General features: G+C 39.0%; 15 protein-coding genes. 4 read left to right on the forward strand and 11 right to left on the reverse strand.

From position 1 onward, the window contains the following. Positions 1-3 precede the first annotated feature (3 nt). The 11 genes from J1N10_RS10095 to J1N10_RS10145 all read right to left on the reverse strand — a co-directional run bounded on the left by J1N10_RS10095 (position 4) and on the right by J1N10_RS10145 (position 14,885). Complete coding sequence (locus J1N10_RS10095) at positions 4-3,318, reverse strand: SusC/RagA family TonB-linked outer membrane protein (RefSeq protein ID WP_262326578.1); 3,315 nt, start codon at positions 3,316-3,318, stop codon at positions 4-6. Positions 3,319-3,471: 153 nt separating this feature from the next. Then, complete coding sequence (locus J1N10_RS10100) at positions 3,472-4,635, reverse strand: FecR family protein (protein WP_262326579.1); 1,164 nt, start codon at positions 4,633-4,635, stop codon at positions 3,472-3,474. 73 nt (positions 4,636-4,708) lie between these two features. Then, entirely contained in the window at positions 4,709-5,278 is a 570-nt protein-coding gene (locus J1N10_RS10105; protein ID WP_262326580.1) for an RNA polymerase sigma-70 factor, read from the reverse strand. A gap of 282 nt (positions 5,279-5,560) precedes the next feature. Then, on the reverse strand, positions 5,561-6,034 hold the full coding sequence (locus tag J1N10_RS10110; RefSeq protein WP_262326581.1) for an ExbD/TolR family protein: 474 nt from the start codon (positions 6,032-6,034) through the stop codon (positions 5,561-5,563). 3 nt (positions 6,035-6,037) lie between these two features. After that, positions 6,038-6,610 carry an ExbD/TolR family protein gene (locus J1N10_RS10115; protein ID WP_262326582.1) on the reverse strand — a complete coding sequence of 191 codons (573 nt, stop codon included), beginning with the start codon at positions 6,608-6,610 and terminating at the stop codon, positions 6,038-6,040. 48 nt (positions 6,611-6,658) lie between these two features. Continuing rightward, the gene (locus J1N10_RS10120) at positions 6,659-7,105 is read right to left on the reverse strand and encodes a hypothetical protein (protein WP_262326583.1); all 447 of its coding nucleotides are present in this window, start codon (positions 7,103-7,105) and stop codon (positions 6,659-6,661) included. 8 nt (positions 7,106-7,113) lie between these two features. Then, positions 7,114-7,923 carry a MotA/TolQ/ExbB proton channel family protein gene (locus tag J1N10_RS10125; RefSeq protein WP_262326584.1) on the reverse strand — a complete coding sequence of 270 codons (810 nt, stop codon included), beginning with the start codon at positions 7,921-7,923 and terminating at the stop codon, positions 7,114-7,116. 321 nt (positions 7,924-8,244) lie between these two features. After that, positions 8,245-9,312: an asparaginase gene (locus tag J1N10_RS10130; protein WP_262326585.1), complete on the reverse strand. Its 1,068-nt coding sequence runs from the start codon at positions 9,310-9,312 to the stop codon at positions 8,245-8,247. Next, a complete protein-coding gene (locus J1N10_RS10135) occupies positions 9,287-10,051 on the reverse strand; it encodes a TatD family hydrolase (protein ID WP_262326586.1) in 765 nt (254 codons plus the stop codon). Before J1N10_RS10135 ends, J1N10_RS10130 begins: the two co-directional genes overlap by 26 nt. A gap of 141 nt (positions 10,052-10,192) precedes the next feature. After that, positions 10,193-11,533, reverse strand: a complete 1,341-nt coding sequence (gdhA, locus tag J1N10_RS10140; protein WP_262326587.1) for an NADP-specific glutamate dehydrogenase — start codon at positions 11,531-11,533, stop codon at positions 10,193-10,195. 439 nt (positions 11,534-11,972) lie between these two features. Then, positions 11,973-14,885, reverse strand: a complete 2,913-nt coding sequence (locus J1N10_RS10145) for an FAD-binding and (Fe-S)-binding domain-containing protein (protein WP_262326588.1) — start codon at positions 14,883-14,885, stop codon at positions 11,973-11,975. A gap of 83 nt (positions 14,886-14,968) precedes the next feature. On the opposite strand from J1N10_RS10145, the gene J1N10_RS10150 reads away from it, so the two are divergent. From J1N10_RS10150 to sufD, 4 genes are all read left to right on the forward strand, one after another. Then, entirely contained in the window at positions 14,969-15,409 is a 441-nt protein-coding gene (locus J1N10_RS10150) for a group III truncated hemoglobin (RefSeq protein ID WP_262326589.1), read from the forward strand. 290 nt (positions 15,410-15,699) lie between these two features. Beyond that, a complete protein-coding gene (sufB, locus tag J1N10_RS10155; RefSeq protein ID WP_262326590.1) occupies positions 15,700-17,148 on the forward strand; it encodes a Fe-S cluster assembly protein SufB in 1,449 nt (482 codons plus the stop codon). Between the two features lie 45 nt (positions 17,149-17,193). Then, on the forward strand, positions 17,194-17,946 hold the full coding sequence (gene sufC / locus J1N10_RS10160) for a Fe-S cluster assembly ATPase SufC (RefSeq protein ID WP_262326591.1): 753 nt from the start codon (positions 17,194-17,196) through the stop codon (positions 17,944-17,946). A 139-nt stretch (positions 17,947-18,085) separates the two neighbouring features. Then, a complete protein-coding gene (sufD, locus tag J1N10_RS10165) occupies positions 18,086-19,474 on the forward strand; it encodes a Fe-S cluster assembly protein SufD (protein WP_262326592.1) in 1,389 nt (462 codons plus the stop codon). The last annotated feature ends 118 nt before the right edge of the window (positions 19,475-19,592 follow it).

The raw sequence follows: 19,592 nt of genomic DNA on the forward strand, positions 1-19,592 counted from the left end.
CTTTTAAAATCGTGCCTGGATTCCTAATGAAAAACTTCGAGCAAATGGGTAATTAATACCTCTCTCTGTTCTAACAGTTGAAGCTCTAAAAGCATCATTCATATAGAACAAGGCTTTCAATCGTTTCATACCAACCTTTTGAGCAACTTTTGAATTAAATTCATAAGACGCATTTATAGTTGCAAATTCCAGATAACTATAATCCTGTATAAACCTTGAAGTAGGTTTGGTGAGCTCACTATCTTTTACATCTTTATAAAATGTCATATCTCCGGGATTTTCCCATCTGGCTTCAAGAACTCTTCGATCTGTATTATATGCAGGATCTGCATTCTCCACACGATCTACAAGTGTTTGGTTATAATACTGTCCTCCAATACGATATCTAAAAACCACATTCAGTAAAAAACCTTTATAGCTAACATTAGTACCAAAGTTACCAAATACGTCAGGGCTACTATCTCCACACACCATCATATTATCAACATCCCATACAAGGCTGGTTCCGCCGTCTTTAGTAACAAATATTTCTTTACCTGTTGCAGGATCGATACCCAATGATTTATTAGCCCATATAGCATTCATTGATTGACCTTCTACATAACGAACACGTGGACGCGTTCTTAAGTATTCCTTACCATCCTCCGGGTCAGTTATCTCTTCATCTTGACGCGCATTAAATTCCTCCAACGAATCAGATAGTTTTAACAGGGTGTTTTCATTATGAACCGCATTTCCATATACCGACCAGCGAAATCCACTCTTGTTTTTCAACACATCATATCTCAAAGACAATTCATAACCTTCATTTCTTGACTCTCCAAGGTTTTCTTTGTACTGAGAAAAACCAAGCGAAGGTGCCAAGTCAATATCTACTAATAGGTTTTCAGAAATATCGTTGTAATAATTAAAGGTCGCAGATAGTCGATTATTAAACATTGCGAGGTCTAGTCCGAGGTTGCGTTTAAGCGTTTGCTGCCAAGAAAGGTTTTCATTTCCTAGTGCCATTAGTGTGGCTCCAGCTTCAAAACGGTGTATCAGATCGGTGCGATAATTATACATCATCATGGCTTGGTATGGGTTAAAATCAACACTACCAGTAGAACCATATGAGCCCCTAATTTTCAAATCATTAATTAAGTTTGAATCCTTAATAAAAGCTTCGTTATGCAGGTTCCATCCAGCTCCAACTGCCCAAAATGGCGCCCATCGTTTTTTAGTACCAAAGGCAGAAGAACCATCGGTTCGGTACGATAAATCCATTAAATAGCGGTTATCGAAGCTATAATTTATATTCCCAGAGATACCAACTAATCTTGAGGTATATTCACTCCCATTTGGTTTACCATCAGCTTCATATTGAATGGCAAAATCGATGTTATCCATGTCTTCATTTGGAAAGCCCTGAGCCATTACACTCATGCTTTCTGTATGCTGCTGGTTGGCATTAAAAATACCATTTGCATTAATAACATGTTTATTGATCTGCTTGAAGTAATTAAAAACAATATTTGTTTCCCAACTTATCGACTCCCCTCTACTTGCATTATAACTCCCTTTTTTGTTAATGTCTGATTCACCAGCAAAATCAGTATGGACACCAGGTTTAAATACATCACTGGTATTAATTCGTTTATTCAGCGACAATGAGCCTTTTAACCGAAAATCATCATTTATACGCCAATCAATGTCAAAGTTATTAATCAAATCATCGTACTTACTTTCATCGATTGTATTAAGGGTTGTATTATACAAGGGGTTATAGACAACATAATTCAGAGTTTGCCCGGCCACTGTACCATATGTTTTTTCAAGCATATACTCATATTCACCTATATCATTTTTATAACGATAATATGGGTTTAGCTTTGCATAAGTACTAAAAGCACCGTAAGGCGAATTAATAGCTTTAACATTATCATAGGTGAATTTATTTCTTAAAACCAAATTATTATAGGTATACTGTAATTTAATACCTATACCCATTCTATCACGACCTGATTCTTTCATGATACCATTCTGGTCATTATAATTCAGATCAATACCGTAACGAATTTGGTCATTACCTCCTTCGAGCAGTAATGAGTGCTTATGGCTAATAGCTGTTGTTTCAACTGGTTTATTCAACCAGTAAGTATTATAACCTTGCTGAACCAATTTTAACTTTTCATTGTACCTATGTTGTGCATCCTCAAAATTAGATACTAAGCCAGCTCCTTCATACAAACCGGCTGCCAATTCCAGTTCTAATTTTTCAGTCGCATTTAACAAATCATAATCTGACAAGTCAGCTCCGGTAAAGGTAAAATCACCTTTATAATTTACCGCCATTTTGCCCCCTTCTGGTGCTAATGTTTCAATAACCACAACTCCATTAGCTGCACGTGAACCATAGATGGCGGTTGCTGCCGCATCTTTTAATATCGTAACAGACCGTACTCTATATGGGTCAAGGTCATAAACTTTTTCAACATTTACTTCAAAACCATCCAAAATAAAGGTTGGCATATTAGGTTCCCCTTGAAACTCTCCCTGCATATCAACACTCGCAGAACCTCGAATTTGAAATTCAGGCATTGCGTTTGGGTTGGAGCCTTCTAAACTATTCTCCACCATCATAAAAGCGGGATCTACTAATTGAATCGATTGTAATATATTCTGGTTGCTTGCCTGTATTAGTTCATCAGCGGAAATGGTAACTGCCGATCCGGTAAAGCTCTCTTTGGTTTGATTAAAATAACCGGTTACAACTACATCACCAATCTCACTTACTTCTGTTTCAAGCTGTACATTTACCTCAGTTCGCCCCTCCAATGCAATGGTTTGTTTAACAAACCCAATAAAGGTATATGACAGGCTGACACTACTATCTGGCACTCTTAATTCGTAGTAACCATCAGCATCTGATATGGTACCATTGTTATAATTAACGACCACAATATTGACTCCTGGTATCGGCAAGCCCTTATCATCCGTTACTCTACCCTTAACTGTTATTATTTCCTGCTGTATTACTTTATTCGCAGGTTTTATAATAATAACGTCATCTATTACCTGCCAGGTTAAACCTGAGTTCTCAAGGCAAGTACTTAACACCGACTCTACTGTTTCGTCATTGACAGATAGAGAAACCGTTTTCACATTAGCAATATCCTCCTCATTAAAAATAAAAGTGAACTCACTCTGGGTTTTAATGGCTTTAAATACCTGTTTAACAGATGCATTTCGCATATTCAGCTTTAGTTTTGTTTCCTGGCTGTAAGTACTTGCCGATACCTGCCAGAGCACCACGAACATCATATAAAGACTTAGCTTCATAATCCTCCAAGTTTTAGGTATACCTCTCCCGTCCGGGTACAGTAATTCCCGATTTTTTTTCATAGATTTGTAATTGAATGATTAAACATTAGGCCATAAGCATGAAGTGCTTAGGCTCAAACAGGAGGTGTTGCACCACTTCCTGTTTTTTATTTATTTCTTGCTTACTAAAATTTCAGATCCGTTGATCGTAAAGTAGATTTTTTCAGTAACCTCAAGTTTTGTTAAAATATCATTTAAATTCTCGTAGCGTTTAACATCTATACTAAAATGTAAGTCCTTAATAACGTCATCCTGGTATCTAACTTCAACACCATACCAACGCGACAGGGAGCGCATAATCTCCTCCAAAGTTTCACCGTCATAAACAAAATACCCTTTAGTCCACGCTATATAAGGATAAGTATCTACAGACCTCACATCCAATATATTCAACTTTTGATTGGCACTTAACAGCTGACCAGGTTCCATAATGCGTTCTGTACCGCTATGATCTTTCCACAGCACACTACCCTCAACAAGCACTACTTGCTGTGCTATTTCGTCTGCATAAGCCTTAACATTAAACTGTGTACCCAATACCTGAACTGCATTGCCTTTTGGTAATTCTACAACAAATGGTCGATTAACATCTTTGGCCACCTCCAAAAACACCTCACCTTCCACTTTAACACGTCTTGTATTATCTCCAAATGGATGATTAAAGCTTACTTTACTTCCTGCATTCATCCATATCTTTGTTCCATCGCCTAGTACGAACTGATACTCGGAGCGAAGGGGCACTGTTATCGTCATTGGAACAGATTTCACCGCATCGTCGACATAGGCTAATTGTCCGTTTTTAACAGTTGCCATCACTGATGACTGAGCAGTTACTGAACGATTTAGTGTGTCGTTTAAAACAACAAGTGTTTCATCATTCAACATTAATAAAGCACTTTTATCACCTGGTTGCATATAGTCACTAACAACCGGCTTTGATGCTCCATTAAAATCAGATAAAAACAAATAAGACAGGCTTCCTGCCATTAAAAGCAAGCTAGCAACAGCGGCAATTCGTGTTAATGCTGACCACCTAACTATTTTGTGTGTTTGCAACTGATGTCTTTCTTCAAATCGTTTCCAGGCAGCGTTACTGTCAAACTTTTGATAATTGGCAAGGTCTTCATTCAACGCTTCTTCATTCGTTAGACGCTCTAAAAAAGTATTGTTTTCAGGTGCTTGTTCAGCCCATCGTTGAATAGCATTATCTTCCGATTCATGGCTTTGACCTTTCAGGTATTTGACGATTATATGTGACAGTTGAAAAAGATTCATTTGTTGTTCTTTTATTGTTGACAACCGAAAAGTAAAATCGAGTGAAAGCGTATTAAAAAAAAATGTTTTTTTTTTACAGATGAAAAATAATTAGCAGGCCAAACAGGTGCTTCAGATCCTCTTTTAACAAAGCACGTGCACGTTTTTTATGAGTTTTAACTGAATTAACGGTAATGCCAAGGCGTTCGGCTATTTCACTTTCTCTGAGCTGTGTCAGGGCACCTAATTTAAAAACCTCTTTGGCTTTAGGTGGTAACTTGTCTATACTAGCCATTATTTCGTCATAGACCTCAGCCTTGATCACCTTAAGCGACTCATCATTCTCCCAATTTTCGGTATTTAATTCATGTTCCTGGTATTTGGCCAGATGCCCTTCGCTTCGTTTGAGGTTTAAGCAACGATTACGAACCATGGCATACAGGTAACCTTTAAGCTTTGAGGCATCTTCTAATTGCGGTGGTTGTTCCCATATGTGAGAAAATACATCCTGCACAATATCTTCGGCCTGATGGTGATCATCAACATAACCATAGGCAAAATAGCACAATCGTTGATAATAGTAGTGATACACTTTCTGAAAGGAGTGTCTATCACGACTATTTAAAAAGCAGTCAATCGCATTTATGGTAGATAAAGTATCCAAAAGGAACTTGTAGATTTTTTTGGTTGATAAAGGATTTTGGGCGTTAAATGTAAAAACAATTTTAATGGCTACAAAGGGACGTTAAGAATTTTGTAAGCATTAGTAATATAATAATAACAAAACGTAATTGAACATCGCCTATTATAGTAAGATTACAAGACGACCACCATTCAGTGCATTGATGAGATTTAAAATAGAAAATAAAATATCAGGCAAGAACAGTTTATGCACAAAAAAAGGGAAGCCAAATGACTTCCCTTTTTTTATATCTAGTAGAATCGATTATCTGTCTCTAACCATTTCTGCAGCTGAATAATTTAACTTCAAGGCTGCTGCCTTACGCAATGCCTGCTTGATATCAGTGATGATACCCATTGGGCACTCTTTATCGGCTTTGATTGATACAATCATTTTCGCCTGATTGGCTTCAGTCATGTTATCACGCGACTGGGCGATGTAACTTTGAATATCTGCCACAGTTGAAAACTGGTCATTTAACTGAATACGAGGTTCGCTACCATATAAAGATTGATACTTTTTAGCTGGTACACCAACATAAATAAATGTTACCAACTCTTTTTTCTCAAGCTTTACTAATTCTGTTGCTTGTGCTGGCTTAACCACAACGTTTAAGTCAACCTCTTTCATAGTTGTTGAAACCATGAAGAAGAAAAGCAACATAAATACGATATCAGGTAAAGAGGCCGTGTTAATAGCTTGCTGGCCTCCGCTCTTCTTTTTTCTGAACTTTGCCATAATCTATTTTCCTATGTTTTTAGGTTCTGCCTCAGAGATTTTACGTGGATAGAGGGTGCGAACAGCTTTTTGCTCTTCTTTCTCCAACTCATCGTACTTTTTACCAAATTTCCTCTTCGACGCTTCGTCTCTTAATTCATTGATAGCTCTTGATAACTCGTTTTGAACCATCAAATAAGTCTGATATTCTGTATCACGGTCGTTTTGAAGCGATATGATGCCCTTTCCAATTTCCACAGTACCAAAGAACTCTACTTCCTTCACATTCTTTTCAGGTAAGTTTTCGTCATCCATTGGATTGACGATGAATTCTTTCACTGCTTCCGTTAGGTCCCTTATCTCCATCGGTTTACCTTCAACCAACAACTGATTCTGACTGTTAATTAGCACCGTAAATACGTTACGCTCTTTTACAGGCGGTGTATCTTCTGGCTCTTCTTCAACCGGAGGAGGAAGAAGCGTTGCTAAACCAGTATCAGTATCCATGGTTGTGGTTACCAAGAAGAAGATAAGTAACAAGAAAGCAATATCTGCCATTGACCCTGCATTAACTTCTTGTACTTCTCTTTTACCCATAGATAATTAAATTTATTGTCCCGATGCACAATGAACCGGGACGGGCCATTATTTAAACAGACGTGATAACTCAGTGTAAAGAATAGCTGAAACAACTATTCCAAACAGTAGGTAAGTTCCATGTAACATGGTACCGGCTAGGGTTAACATGCTAGGAACATTATCAGGACCATTATAACCTATTAATTGAAGTGGAGTATCATCTGACATTGCATAAGCCACTAATACAATCACCCCTAAAATTGCCATCGAAACGATTGAACGCATCGCATTCTTTGGGTTAAGAACAAGGTGAAATACTTCAAATAATAGCGATACACCTGCAGCGATATAAATCAACAACTTACCCCAGTTCAGGAACGACTCAGTGTAAATTGGTGTATAATACGTCTCACCTACTACCTCACCACCGAAAAAGAACAATCCGGCGAATACGACAGTTACGGCTAGCAACAGGTATAATACAATATTTAAAATTTTTGAAAGCTTAGTCATAATGACAATTATTTTTTCATGTTATATTTTACCAAGATATCTAGTAGAGAGATAGAAGCATCTTCCATTGTATTTACAATACCGTCAATTTTTGACACTAGGTAGTTGTAGAATACCTGAAGGATGATAGCTACGATCAAACCAGATACAGTGGTAATCAACGCCACTTTAATACCACCTGCTACAGCTGTTGCAGAGATAGTACCCATTGCCTGAATGTTATCAAATGCTTCAATCATACCAATTACAGTACCCATGAAACCAAGCATAGGAGCAAGTGAGATAAACAATGAAATCCAGGTTAAACCTTTTTCTAAAAGACCCATTTGAACTGAACCGTAAGAAATAACTGATTTCTCAACTACATCAACACCTTCGTCAAAACGATCAAGACCCTGATAGAAAATAGAAGCTACAGGACCTCTTGTGTTACGACACACTTCTTTAGCAGCCTCAACACCGCCGTCATTCAACGCGTTCTCGATGTTTTGAAGCAACTTCTTAGTGTTAGTAGAAGCCAAGTTCAAATAAATGATTCTTTCAATTGCTAATGCTAAACCGAAGATTAGACATAACAATACGAAACTCATAAAGATAGCACCACCTTCGATGAATTTCGCTTTAATTTGTTTGTGAATACCTTTTGGTGCTTCAGCCATTTCTTCAACGGCTACCGCTGGTTCTTCACTAGGAGCTGTTTCTTCAGCCACCTGTTCTGTAGCTTCGCCAGCTACATTTTCTTCTTCCTGAGCAAAAACGGCATTGGCACCGGTACTCAGCATTCCAATTACTGCTAAAAACGCAAATAGCTTTTTCATAGTCTGCTAAAAATTTTGATTTGTATTAGTATTGTTAATACTCAAAATAGTTTAATGTTGTCCCCTTTTCCCTTCTTATATTTTAAGTCACAAAAAAGGTTCAAACCCTTTAATTTTTCAGGGTTGCAAATTACAAAAAAAAAGTCAATTACAAACTTTGAACTGTTAATTTTCGTTATTCACAGCATATTGAAGTGCATTCAGGTTAAATATTCGGACACAGAAAGATAAGTCACGCATTGACAAATACGCAACTTCCTTAAAACTAACCCTAAAGAATAAAAGATTAGAATTATTCTTTATTATACGACGAGTGGTAGTTTAAACATGAATCTCGCCCTGTAGCGATTTATTCAATCCTACTTTCACCTCATCCATAGATGAACAGTTCGCCAGAAGATACATTAACTTGGTAACCGCTGTTTCAGTGGTCATGTCATATCCACCGATAACACCTAATTCTAGAAGATGAACGCCTGTTTCATAACGCCACATTTCAACACTTCCAGCCAGGCACTGTGTTACATTTAGTATGATTAAATCGCGATCGAGCGCTTCTTTTATCGCATCTAAAAACCATTGTTTCGTTGGTGCATTGCCCGAACCATAAGTTTCTAAAACGACGGCTTTTATATTTGGTGCATTGAGCACTGCTTTTACAACATCTTTATTTATACCAGGAAAGATACGAAGCAGAGCTACATTTGTATCCATCTTTTTAGCCACCCTAAATGTTCCGTTCAACGTTGTATAGCGGATATATGGATAATTGTATTTTAAATGAATTCCGGCCTCGGCTAATGGTGGGTAATTATCGGAACGAAAAGCATTAAAATGTTCAGCATTATATTTTGTGGTCCGATTGCCTCGAAACAATTTATCCTTAAAATAAATGCATACTTCCGGCACTAAAGCCTGACGATTCTTTTGTGCAGCTGCAATTTCCAATGCGGTTATCAGGTTTTCTTTACCATCGGTCCTGATGGTACCCAATGGCAACTGGCTACCAGTTAGCACAACAGGTTTTTTCAGGTTTTGAAGCATAAAACTCAAAGCACTGGCCGTGTAAGCCATGGTATCGGTACCGTGTAAAATCACAAACCCGTCGTATAACGAATAATTCTCTTCGATAATCCCAACCAGCTTCACCCATATATCGGGATGCATATCTGAAGAATCGATGAGTGGTTCGAAAGATATACTTTTAACCTGAAAGTCGAAACGTCGCAATTCAGGCACTTGTTTTGAAATACTTTCAAAATCAAAAGGCACCAGTGAATTGGTTTCCGGATCGATAACCATACCAATTGTACCTCCGGTGTATATGATCAATATCTTTCTTTCTTCCATCTCTATTCTTTCTTTATACAGCGAAAAGCTGTTTTGCATTTATGGTGGTTTGCTTTTTTACGTCCTCGATATCCTTACCATGAACCAAAGCAATTGTTTCTGCCACTTTTTCAATGTAAGCTGGTTCATTCCTTCTCCCCCTTTTCGGCACAGGCGCTAAGTATGGTGCATCCGTTTCCAGCACTAGTTTATTAAGAGGCACTTCTTTTACTACTTCTCTCAAATGCGTATTTTTGAACGTAACCACTCCATTTATCCCTATCATAAAGTTATTGTATCCTAATATACGCCTGGCTTCCTCGATATTACCAGTGAAACTATGAAACACTCCACACAACTTATCGTCCATTTGTTTCTCTACTACTTCGAATACTTCAGCAAAAGCCTCACGACAATGGATGACGATTGGCAAATTCAATTCTTTGGCCCATATAATTTGCTGCTCAAAGGCTTCCATTTGCTCTGCTCGAAAGGTTTTGTCCCAATATAAATCGATACCAATCTCACCAACAGCAATGTATGGTCGGGTGTCCAAATGCTTTTTCACTTCATCAAGCGCCGCTCTGTAGTTGTGATCAACCGATGTAGGATGCAGCCCCATCATAGCATGACAAAACCCTTTGTATTGCCCCTCCAGCTGATGCATGGCCTCAATCGTTTCACCATCAACATTGGGCAGTAATATCTTTTTCAGCCCGACACGCTTAGCTCGCTCAACAACCTCCGCTCTATCCTCATCAAATTCAGACAGATAAATATGTGAATGTGTATCTATCACGTTCCTTTATTTTTATGAGCTCCAAAAATACCAATGTTTATCGATTTACAACTCGATAAAGGAATGATTTATTCCACATTTTTGCTTACAAGAAGGCCGTCCCGGGGAGGAGACGGCCTATATTGTTGCATCTAGAAAAATTTAAACAACACCTTGAGCAATCATTGCATCGGCCACTTTCACGAAACCGCCAACGTTAGCTCCTTTGATGTAATTTACTTTGCCATTAGGCTCAGTTCCATATTTCACACATGCATTATGAATACTAGTCATGATCTGATCTAAGCGCTCATCCACTTCTTTCTCAGTCCAGTTCAAACGCATGCTGTTCTGTGTCATTTCTAAACCTGATACTGCTACACCACCAGCATTAACAGCTTTACCAGGAGCGAATTCAATCTTTTCAGTTGCTAAGAAAGCAGCTTCAGCTGTACATCCCATGTTAGATGCTTCAGCAATAATCTGACATCCGTTAGCAATCAAAGCTTTTGCATCTTCTTCGTTCAATTCATTCTGAATAGCACAAGGAATAGCGATATCTACTTTTTGTTCCCAAGGTTTCTTACCCGCATAGAAAGTAGCTTCTGGATAACGCTCAGCATAAGGAGCAACGATATCCTGGTTAGAAGCACGTAATTCTAACATGTAATCAATTTTATCTCCTGAGATTCCTTCTGGATCATACACATATCCATCAGGACCAGAGATAGTCACTACTTTTGCACCGTACTCAACAGCTTTTAAAGCAGCACCCCAGGCAACGTTACCAAAACCTGAAACAGATACAGTCTTACCTTTCATTGTTTCACCTTTAGTAGCTAACATTTCACGCACGAAATAGATAGCACCGAAACCTGTAGCTTCAGGACGGATTAATGATCCACCGAACTCAGCTCCTTTACCAGTTAATACACCAGTAAATTCGTTGCGAAGCTTCTTGTACTGACCGAATAAGTAACCGATTTCGCGACCACCAACACCTATATCACCAGCAGGTACGTCAGTGTTAGGACCAATGTGACGGAACAACTCGCTCATAAAAGCCTGGCAGAAACGCATGATTTCTAAATCAGACTTACCTTTTGGATTGAAGTCAGAACCACCTTTACCACCACCCATTGGAAGTGTGGTTAAGCTGTTTTTAAATGTCTGCTCAAATCCTAAAAACTTAAGACCACTTAAAGTTACACTTGGGTGGAAACGCAAACCACCTTTATAAGGACCGATAGCTGAGTTAAACTCAACACGGTAACCACGGTTAACCTGTACTTCACCACTATCGTCAACCCAAGGTACACGGAACATAACAGTTCTTTCTGGCTCTGTCATGCGCTCAAGTATCTTAGCTTTTTTATAGTGAGGGTTCTCCTGATAGAAATCCCAAACTGTTTCTACTACTTCTTGCACTGCTTGCAAAAACTCGTCTTCGCCAGGGTTTTTAACCCTAACGCTGTCCATGAATTCCTTCATCTTAGCGTCCATATTGAAAAGGTATTAAATGTTGGATCTTGTTATTTGTAATAATTATGGTATCAAAAATAGATATTTTTAGATAACAGCATTATAATTTGTAAGGAAAATTAAAGTTTTTTACAACTCACACATAGCGCTATTTTTCAGTCTTTTAAAAAATAAACAAACATGTTTTTTAGCACTTCATGACAATTATCACCTAAACAAGGGGTACACAATAGTCAAAAATTGTAAGCAATTGCGTTTTGTCATGTTTTTTAGCACCGCTTCACTCCTTTTATTTTATGGAAAAATGCTCACTTACTATCTGACAAGTTTTATTTATTTAATCCGTTTACTTGAGATTCGCCATGTGTCTCCTCTGACATCAGGAGTAAAAAAGACTGAGCCTTGCAGAATTCCATAAAAACAAATAAAGATAACAAACGAAAAGAAGAAGTTCAATCCATTACTTCAATGCCATATAAAGTACCAATGCAGGGTGCAGTGCCTCCACATCAGTTCCATCTTTTATTTGATGACGGCACGAGGTACCAGCAGCTACAATCAATGCATCTTTCTTTGAGTTTCTTATTTCTGGGAACAATACCAACTCTCCTATCTTCATGGACAAATCGTAATGTTCTTTTTCATATCCAAAAGAACCAGCCATACCGCAACATCCTGATGGTATTTCTTCAGCACTATAATTTTCTGGTATTTCTAAAATTGTTTGAGTCAGCTTTGTATCCGACAACGCTTTTTGATAGCAATGCGAATGATACCGGATTATTTTCCTATCGCTCACAAACTGCTCTGGACCTATGTGCCCCTTATCATACTCATGAGCAATAAATTCTTCAAAGGTGAATGTATTTTTGGCCAACTGTTGCGCTTTCTCTTTTAATCCATCAGGCACTAACTCCGGATACTCATCGCGCAAAGTCAGAATAGCGGATGGCTCAATACCTATCAATGGAGCATCGTAGTGAACAACACCGGATAATAACTCCACATTTTGAATTGCCAGCTTTTTTGCACCTTTCAATAAACCTTTGGATAAATAGGTGCGACCACTCACCTGATGATTGGGCACCACGACTTGATAGCCTAGTTTCTCTAAAAGCATTATTGCCGCAATCCCTTCTTTAGTGTCGTTGAAATTGGTAAACTCATCCGCAAAAAAGTAAACCTGCTTTTCATTACCAGATGCCTGCCGTTTTTTATTCCATTTTATTAGCGATTGCTTTGAAAGCCTTGGCAAACACCTTTTAGATGAGATGCCGAAGTACTTCTCATTAATTGCTTTTATCCATTTATTTCTGACGCCTATATTATATAGGTATGAAAATGGCATCAATAATTTATTGAATGCAGGCAAATGAGCGATCAGCTTTGAGCGCAGCGGTATGCCAAATTGTTCGTGATAAGCATTAACAAATTCCGCTTTCAGCTTGGTCATATCCACATTGCTCGGACATTCAGTCTTACAGGCCTTACATGACAAACACAAATCGAGCACTTCCTTTACCTCATCGTAACCCAGCCTGGTAGCAGGTATAGTACCAGCAAAGAACTCACGCAGCATATTAGCCCGTGCACGGGTTGTCTGACGCTCATCGCGCGAGCCCATATAACTTGGACACATAGTACCACCAATCAAATGACTCTTACGACAGTCGCCAGAACCAGTACATTTTTCAGCCGCTCTACCCAGTCCCAATGTCGATGACCAATCGAACAAAGCTTTATCGACCAATTCATTTTTCACCTCTTTATAGCGAAGCGAAGTATTCATTTGAGGCGTATCGATAATCTTACCGGCATTAAATATATTATTGGGGTCGAATATTTTCTTAACCTCTTTAAAAAGCCGATAGTTGTGCTCGCCAACCATCAAAGGAATGAACTCGCCACGCAACCGACCATCACCATGCTCCCCACTCAACGAGCCTTTGTATTCCTTAACTATTATGGCCGTATCTCTGGCAATCTGGTAAAACAACTCAACATCCTGCTCTTTTTTCATGTTCAACACAGGACGCAGATGCAACTCACCAGTACCAATGTGTGCGTAGTAGACACACTCTTTACCATATTTATCAAGCATTATTTTGATATCAGCAATAAAAGATGGTAAGTCCTCAGGTCGAACCGCTGTATCTTCAATCACCGGAACCGGACGTTCATCGCCAGGCATATTACCCAACACACCTAAACCGGCTTTCCTAAGATTCCACACCTTATTAATGTCACCACCATATAATACCGGGTAAGCGTAACCAAAGCCTTTCTGCTGCAGGGCAGCAATCATATCATTGGCCAGTTGTTTAATCTCATCTTTACTTTCTCGTGCAAACTCTACCAATAACAAAGCTTCGGGGTCACCTTCTACAAAAAATCGATTCTTATTCTGAAGCACATTCTTTTTGGTCAGGTCCATAATGGCTTTATCCATCAACTCGATGGCTCCCGGATTAAACTGCAAACCCACCAGGTTCGCTTCCAGTGCTTCTTCCAGTGTATTTAGATGCACACAAACCAATCCTTTTTCCTTTGGTGGAACATCAATTAAGTTGAGTTTTATTTCTGTAGCAAAAAACAAGGTACCTTCAGAACCAGCCAGCAATTGACACATATTAAAGTGCGCCCCTTCTGCTTTATATGGATAGGATTCAATTAAATAATCCAGCGCATAACCAGTATTTCTACGATGAATATCGGGATGCGGAAATTCCTTGCGAATACTTCTCCTGTTTTCTTTATTGGTCAATACCTCACGCATGGAGCGATAAATCTCTCCTTCAAAAGACTCACCACGACACTTTTGCTCGAATTCCCAGTTTTGCAGATTCTTAAAAACTACTTCATCGCCATTGCTCAGGTAGCCTCTGAGCGCCATTGTATGATCGCGCGTACTGCCATATATTAAAGAGTGAGCACCACAGGAATTATTCCCCACCATCCCACCAATCATACAACGGTTGGAAGTTGATGTTTCAGGACCAAAGAACAAACCGTATGTTTTGAGGTATTGATTTAACTCATCAAGCACTACCCCTGGCTGAACACGCACCCACTTTTCTTTTACATTTACCTCCAGAATCTTGTTCATGTAACGCCCCACATCAACCACTAAACCTGCACCAACTACCTGACCAGCTAAAGAAGTACCGGCTGCTCTCGGAATAAGGTTTATTTGGTGTTTTTGAGCGAATAAAATAATCTCCTGCACATCCACTTCATCGCGCGGCTTCACCACCCCCAGTGGTTGCTCATAATAGGCCGAAGCATCGGTACTATAAACGATTCGAGAAACCTCGTCAAACTCCAATTGGCCTTTAATCTTCTTACTTAGCTCTTCAAATAGATTCGCGCTCAAGTGAGTCATACTTACTTATACCTTGTTAATATTAAACAATAGCCTTTGTCCGCTGTTGTGAGAATACATAATAGAATATACTCATGACTAGATCAAAATTACAAACAAGAAATGACATAGAGCTTTTAGTAAGGCAATTTTATAGTAAAATACAAATTGATGACTTATTAGGCCCTTTTTTCAACAAAATGATTCCCAATGAAATAGAATGGGAAAAACACTACCAACTTCTGACAGATTTTTGGGAACTCAACTTAATGGAAGTAAAAGGTTTTGACGGCAACCCGGCCAAAGCTCACCATGGCGTTGATAAAGCTTTTAAACAATCCATTACCACCAAACATTTTGATCGTTGGGTGGAGCTATGGACAGAAACAATTGACCAGCTATACGAAGGTGAAATGGCAGAAAAAGCCAAAATGCGCGCACAAAACATGGCCAAAGGCATGTACAAAAAAATAGTAGACCAACGCCCTGGGGGTTTCATTTTACCCGGCAATGCCTCTGATCTAAAATTTGGATAACTATTATTTAGGTAATAAAAGTACCTATTTAGCACACATCTCCTGAAACACAAAGCCCAAAACCAATCCACAACCTCTTAATTAAACAACAGCAAAATCGCATGAATACTAAACCATTGATTGATGTCATAAAGCATATAATTCAACTATTATTGCTTTTATTTAATCTAAATAATTGCGTATTTTTGCGCTTCCAATAACCAATCAATCCAATACAATTGAATTAAAATCCACAATGAACTTAAAATATGCTTCGTTGTTAGGTTGACGAACATGAGTTAAAGTATAATATGGCTGAAGATCAAGATAAAATATTAGAAGAAGTAACCGGCGGGGAATACAAATATGGGTTTTATACCGATATTGAAATGGAAGAGTTCCCCAAAGGTTTGAACGAAGATATCGTTCGTATGATTTCGGCAAAGAAAAATGAGCCGGAATTCATGCTGGAGTTTCGTTTAAAGGCTTTCCGCGATTGGCAAAAGATGAAGCAACCTGATTGGGCTCATCTTAACATTCCGGAAATTGATTTCGATGACATTATTTATTATGCCGCTCCTAAGAAAAAACCGGAGTTGGAAAGCCTGGATGATGTTGATCCCGAATTAAAGGCTACATTCGATAAATTGGGCATTCCCCTTGACGAGCAAAAAGTACTGGCAGGCGTGGCAGTTGATGCTGTAATAGATAGTGTTTCGGTGAAAACAACTTTTAAAGAAACACTAGCCGAAAAAGGCATCATCTTCTGTTCAATGAGCGAAGCTGTTCAGGAATACCCTGACTTAATTAAAAAGTACCTGGGTTCGGTTGTACCGCATCAGGATAATTACTTTGCAGCGCTTAATGCAGCTGTATTTAGTGATGGTTCGTTTGTGTATATTCCCAAAGGCGTGCGATGCCCAATGGAATTATCAACTTATTTCCGAATAAACGCCATTAACACCGGACAATTTGAGCGCACACTAATTGTAGCCGATGATGATAGTTATGTAAGCTACCTTGAAGGCTGTACTGCTCCTCAGCGAGATGAAAACCAGCTGCACGCTGCTATTGTTGAGATTGTGGTAATGGAACGTGCCGAGGTCAAATATTCAACCGTGCAAAACTGGTATCCCGGCGATAAAGAAGGCAAAGGAGGTATTTACAATTTCGTTACCAAGCGCGCTATTTGCAAGGGTGACTATTCAAAAGTTATGTGGACTCAGGTGGAGACTGGCTCTGCCATCACCTGGAAATACCCAAGTGCCATTCTGCAAGGCGATCATTCTGTAGGCGAGTTTTACAGTGTTGCCGTAACGAATAATTACCAGCAAGCCGACACTGGGACTAAGATGATTCACCTGGGCAAAAACACCCGCAGCCTGATAGTTTCCAAAGGTGTTTCTGCGGGTAAGAGCCAGAACAGTTACCGTGGCTTGGTAAAAGTGTCGAAAAAGGCCGAAAACGCCCGAAACTTTAGCCAGTGCGACTCCCTATTATTAGGCGACAAATGTGGCGCGCATACCTTCCCCTACCTGGAAATCGGTAATAATACGGCAAAGGTAGAACATGAAGCAACGACATCGAAAATTGGTGAAGACCAAATATTTTATTGCAACCAACGTGGCTTGAGCACTGAAGATGCCGTCGGCCTAATAGTTAATGGTTACGTTAAAGAAGTTATTAACCAATTACCAATGGAGTTTGCTGTTGAAGCGCAAAAACTATTACAAATCAGCCTTGAAGGCAGCGTGGGCTAAGCCACAAACAATTAACACAATTAGAAACATTTACAGTAGCAACATATGTTAGTCATTAAAGATTTACACGCCAAAATAGATGATAAAGAAATTTTAAGAGGCATCAACCTCGAAGTGAAACCAGGTGAAGTGCATGCCATTATGGGACCTAATGGTTCTGGGAAAAGCACCTTATCATCGGTATTGGCCGGTAATGAAAAATTTGATGTAAGTGAAGGTGAAGTATCTTTTAAAGGAAAAGATTTATTGGATCTAGCACCTGAAGACCGTGCTCGCGAAGGCTTGTTCTTAAGCTTCCAGTACCCGGTTGAAATACCAGGTGTAAGCATGGTAAACTTCATGAGAACGGCAGTTAACGAGCACCGCAAGTATCGCGAAGAAGATCCTTATACTGCCAGCGAATTCTTAAAGCTGATGCGCGAAAAGAAAAAACTGGTTGAGATTGACTCTAACCTGACTAATCGCTCAGTAAATGAAGGTTTCTCAGGTGGTGAGAAGAAGAAAAACGAGATTTTTCAGATGGCTATGCTTGAGCCAAAACTTGCCATTCTCGACGAAACGGATTCTGGTTTGGACATTGATGCGTTGCGCATTGTAGCCAATGGCGTTAACAAGCTAAAGTCACCAGAAACATCTACCATTGTCATCACGCACTACCAGCGCTTACTGGACTATATCGTGCCTGATTATGTGCACGTACTTTATAAAGGACGTATTGTAAAATCAGCTGGTAAAGAATTGGCACACGAGCTTGAAGAAAAAGGCTACGACTGGATTAAGAAAGAGTTTGAAGATTGATTTTAAAGATGCAAGATTTAAGACATAAGATTCAAGACCAATTACATGCTATAAAAGCAGTGGGTACTCAATCATTATTCACTCAATGCAAACCATCTTGATACTTTGTACTTAATACTTAATACTAAAAACAAAGATTATGAATAAAACTTGCCGAATAGTCAATCTGCAAGATGAATATAGCCAATTATTCAAAGAGAATATTTCTCTCTTAGAAAATGGCGCTCCAAATAAAATGAATGCACTAAGAGCAGAAGCTTTTGAGTCATTCATTAATAAGGGGATTCCATCAAACAAGGTTGAAGAATATAAGTACACCAATTTACAGCCTTACTTTAAAGGCACTTTTGATATTGCCTTTGATTCAAAAGCAGCTTTAAATGGCTCGGCCGAAAACTTTAATTGTGGTGTACCCGACCTGGATACTTATAACATCTTTTTGATTAACGGATGGTTTGCTCAGCAAGATAAAATCAGCGATCTGCCCGAAGGAGTAGTCATTGGCAGCATCCGCGAAAAAGCGAATGAGCTTCCTGAGATATTTGAGAAATATTATAACACCAACGCGCCGGTTGAATCTGATGCCATGGCAGCTATGAACACTGCTTTTGCCCAGGATGGTGCCTTTATTTATGTACCTAAAGGTGTTGTTGTTGAAAAACCAATTCAGTTAGTCAACATTATGACTGGCGATAATGATCGCCTGGTTTTTCAGCGTAACCTGGTTATTGTTGAGGAAAATGCACAGGCCAAAGTAATGTTGTGCGACCACACCATTTCGCCACAAAAGTTTGTCATTAATAACCTGACGGAAGTATTTGCAGGCGAAAACAGTGTGTTTGATGTTTATAATGTGCAAAACCAGCATAACCTGACAACACAGGTTGCTGGCATGTACATCAAGCAACAAAAGCACTCCAATGTATTAACCAATAGCCTGACGCTTCACTCAGGTGTTACACGTAATAACATCCGTGTAAATATGGATGATGAACAATGCGAAAGTCATGTGTATGGATTATATTTGAGCGATAAAAACCAGCATGTTGATAATTATTCGTTTATCGACCATGCCAAACCAAATTGCCAGAGCTTTGAACTCTTTAAAGGGGTGATGGACGATTCTGCTTCAGCAGCATTTACTGGTCGGGTTTTGGTTCAACAAGATGCGCAACAAACCAACGCCTACCAAAGCAACAACAACTTGCTTTTAACGGAGAATGCTAAAATCAACAGCAAACCTCAGCTTGAAATATATGCCGATGATGTAAAGTGCAGCCATGGGGCTACAGTGGGGCAGCTGGACGATGACGCTATGTTTTACCTGAGAGCCCGAGGTATTAACGAAACTGAAGGACGAATTCTGTTGATGTTTGCCTTTGCTTACGAGGTGATTGAAAAAATCAGGGTTGAACCGTTGAAAGAAAACATTAGAAGCCTGGTTGAAAAACGCTTCAGAGGTGAATTTGACAAATGTGATTCATGTGTGGTTTGTGGACATCAAGGCGCCAGCGTGAGTTGTTTATAATAAAAGTATACGGTTTATAAAAAACCATACAAATAGATTGATTCCTGTAAGGCACAAAGAACACCAAGAATTATTTCTTAGTGAACTTCGTGTCTTCGTGGTTTAATTAAATATGCCA

Source organism: Carboxylicivirga litoralis (assembly GCF_025499605.1).
GTDB classification, from domain to species: domain Bacteria; phylum Bacteroidota; class Bacteroidia; order Bacteroidales; family Marinilabiliaceae; genus Carboxylicivirga; species Carboxylicivirga litoralis.

Bases quoted from the DNA above. Each gene is read 5' to 3' on its own strand.
- J1N10_RS10110 (WP_262326581.1), bottom strand. From the start codon at position 6,034: ATGGCAAAGTTCAGAAAAAAGAAGAGCGGAGGCCAGCAAGCTATTAAC.
- J1N10_RS10115 (WP_262326582.1), bottom strand. From the start codon at position 6,610: ATGGGTAAAAGAGAAGTACAAGAAGTTAATGCAGGGTCAATGGCAGAT.
- J1N10_RS10150 (WP_262326589.1), top strand. From the start codon at position 14,969: ATGACTAGATCAAAATTACAAACAAGAAATGACATAGAGCTTTTAGTA.
- gdhA (WP_262326587.1), bottom strand. From the start codon at position 11,533: ATGGACGCTAAGATGAAGGAATTCATGGACAGCGTTAGGGTTAAAAAC.
- J1N10_RS10095 (WP_262326578.1), bottom strand. From the start codon at position 3,318: ATGAAGCTAAGTCTTTATATGATGTTCGTGGTGCTCTGGCAGGTATCG.
- sufD (WP_262326592.1), top strand. From the start codon at position 18,086: ATGAATAAAACTTGCCGAATAGTCAATCTGCAAGATGAATATAGCCAA.
- sufC (WP_262326591.1), top strand. From the start codon at position 17,194: ATGTTAGTCATTAAAGATTTACACGCCAAAATAGATGATAAAGAAATT.
- J1N10_RS10100 (WP_262326579.1), bottom strand. From the start codon at position 4,635: ATGAATCTTTTTCAACTGTCACATATAATCGTCAAATACCTGAAAGGT.
- J1N10_RS10125 (WP_262326584.1), bottom strand. From the start codon at position 7,923: ATGAAAAAGCTATTTGCGTTTTTAGCAGTAATTGGAATGCTGAGTACC.
- J1N10_RS10130 (WP_262326585.1), bottom strand. From the start codon at position 9,312: ATGCAAAACAGCTTTTCGCTGTATAAAGAAAGAATAGAGATGGAAGAA.
- J1N10_RS10120 (WP_262326583.1), bottom strand. From the start codon at position 7,105: ATGACTAAGCTTTCAAAAATTTTAAATATTGTATTATACCTGTTGCTA.
- sufB (WP_262326590.1), top strand. From the start codon at position 15,700: ATGGCTGAAGATCAAGATAAAATATTAGAAGAAGTAACCGGCGGGGAA.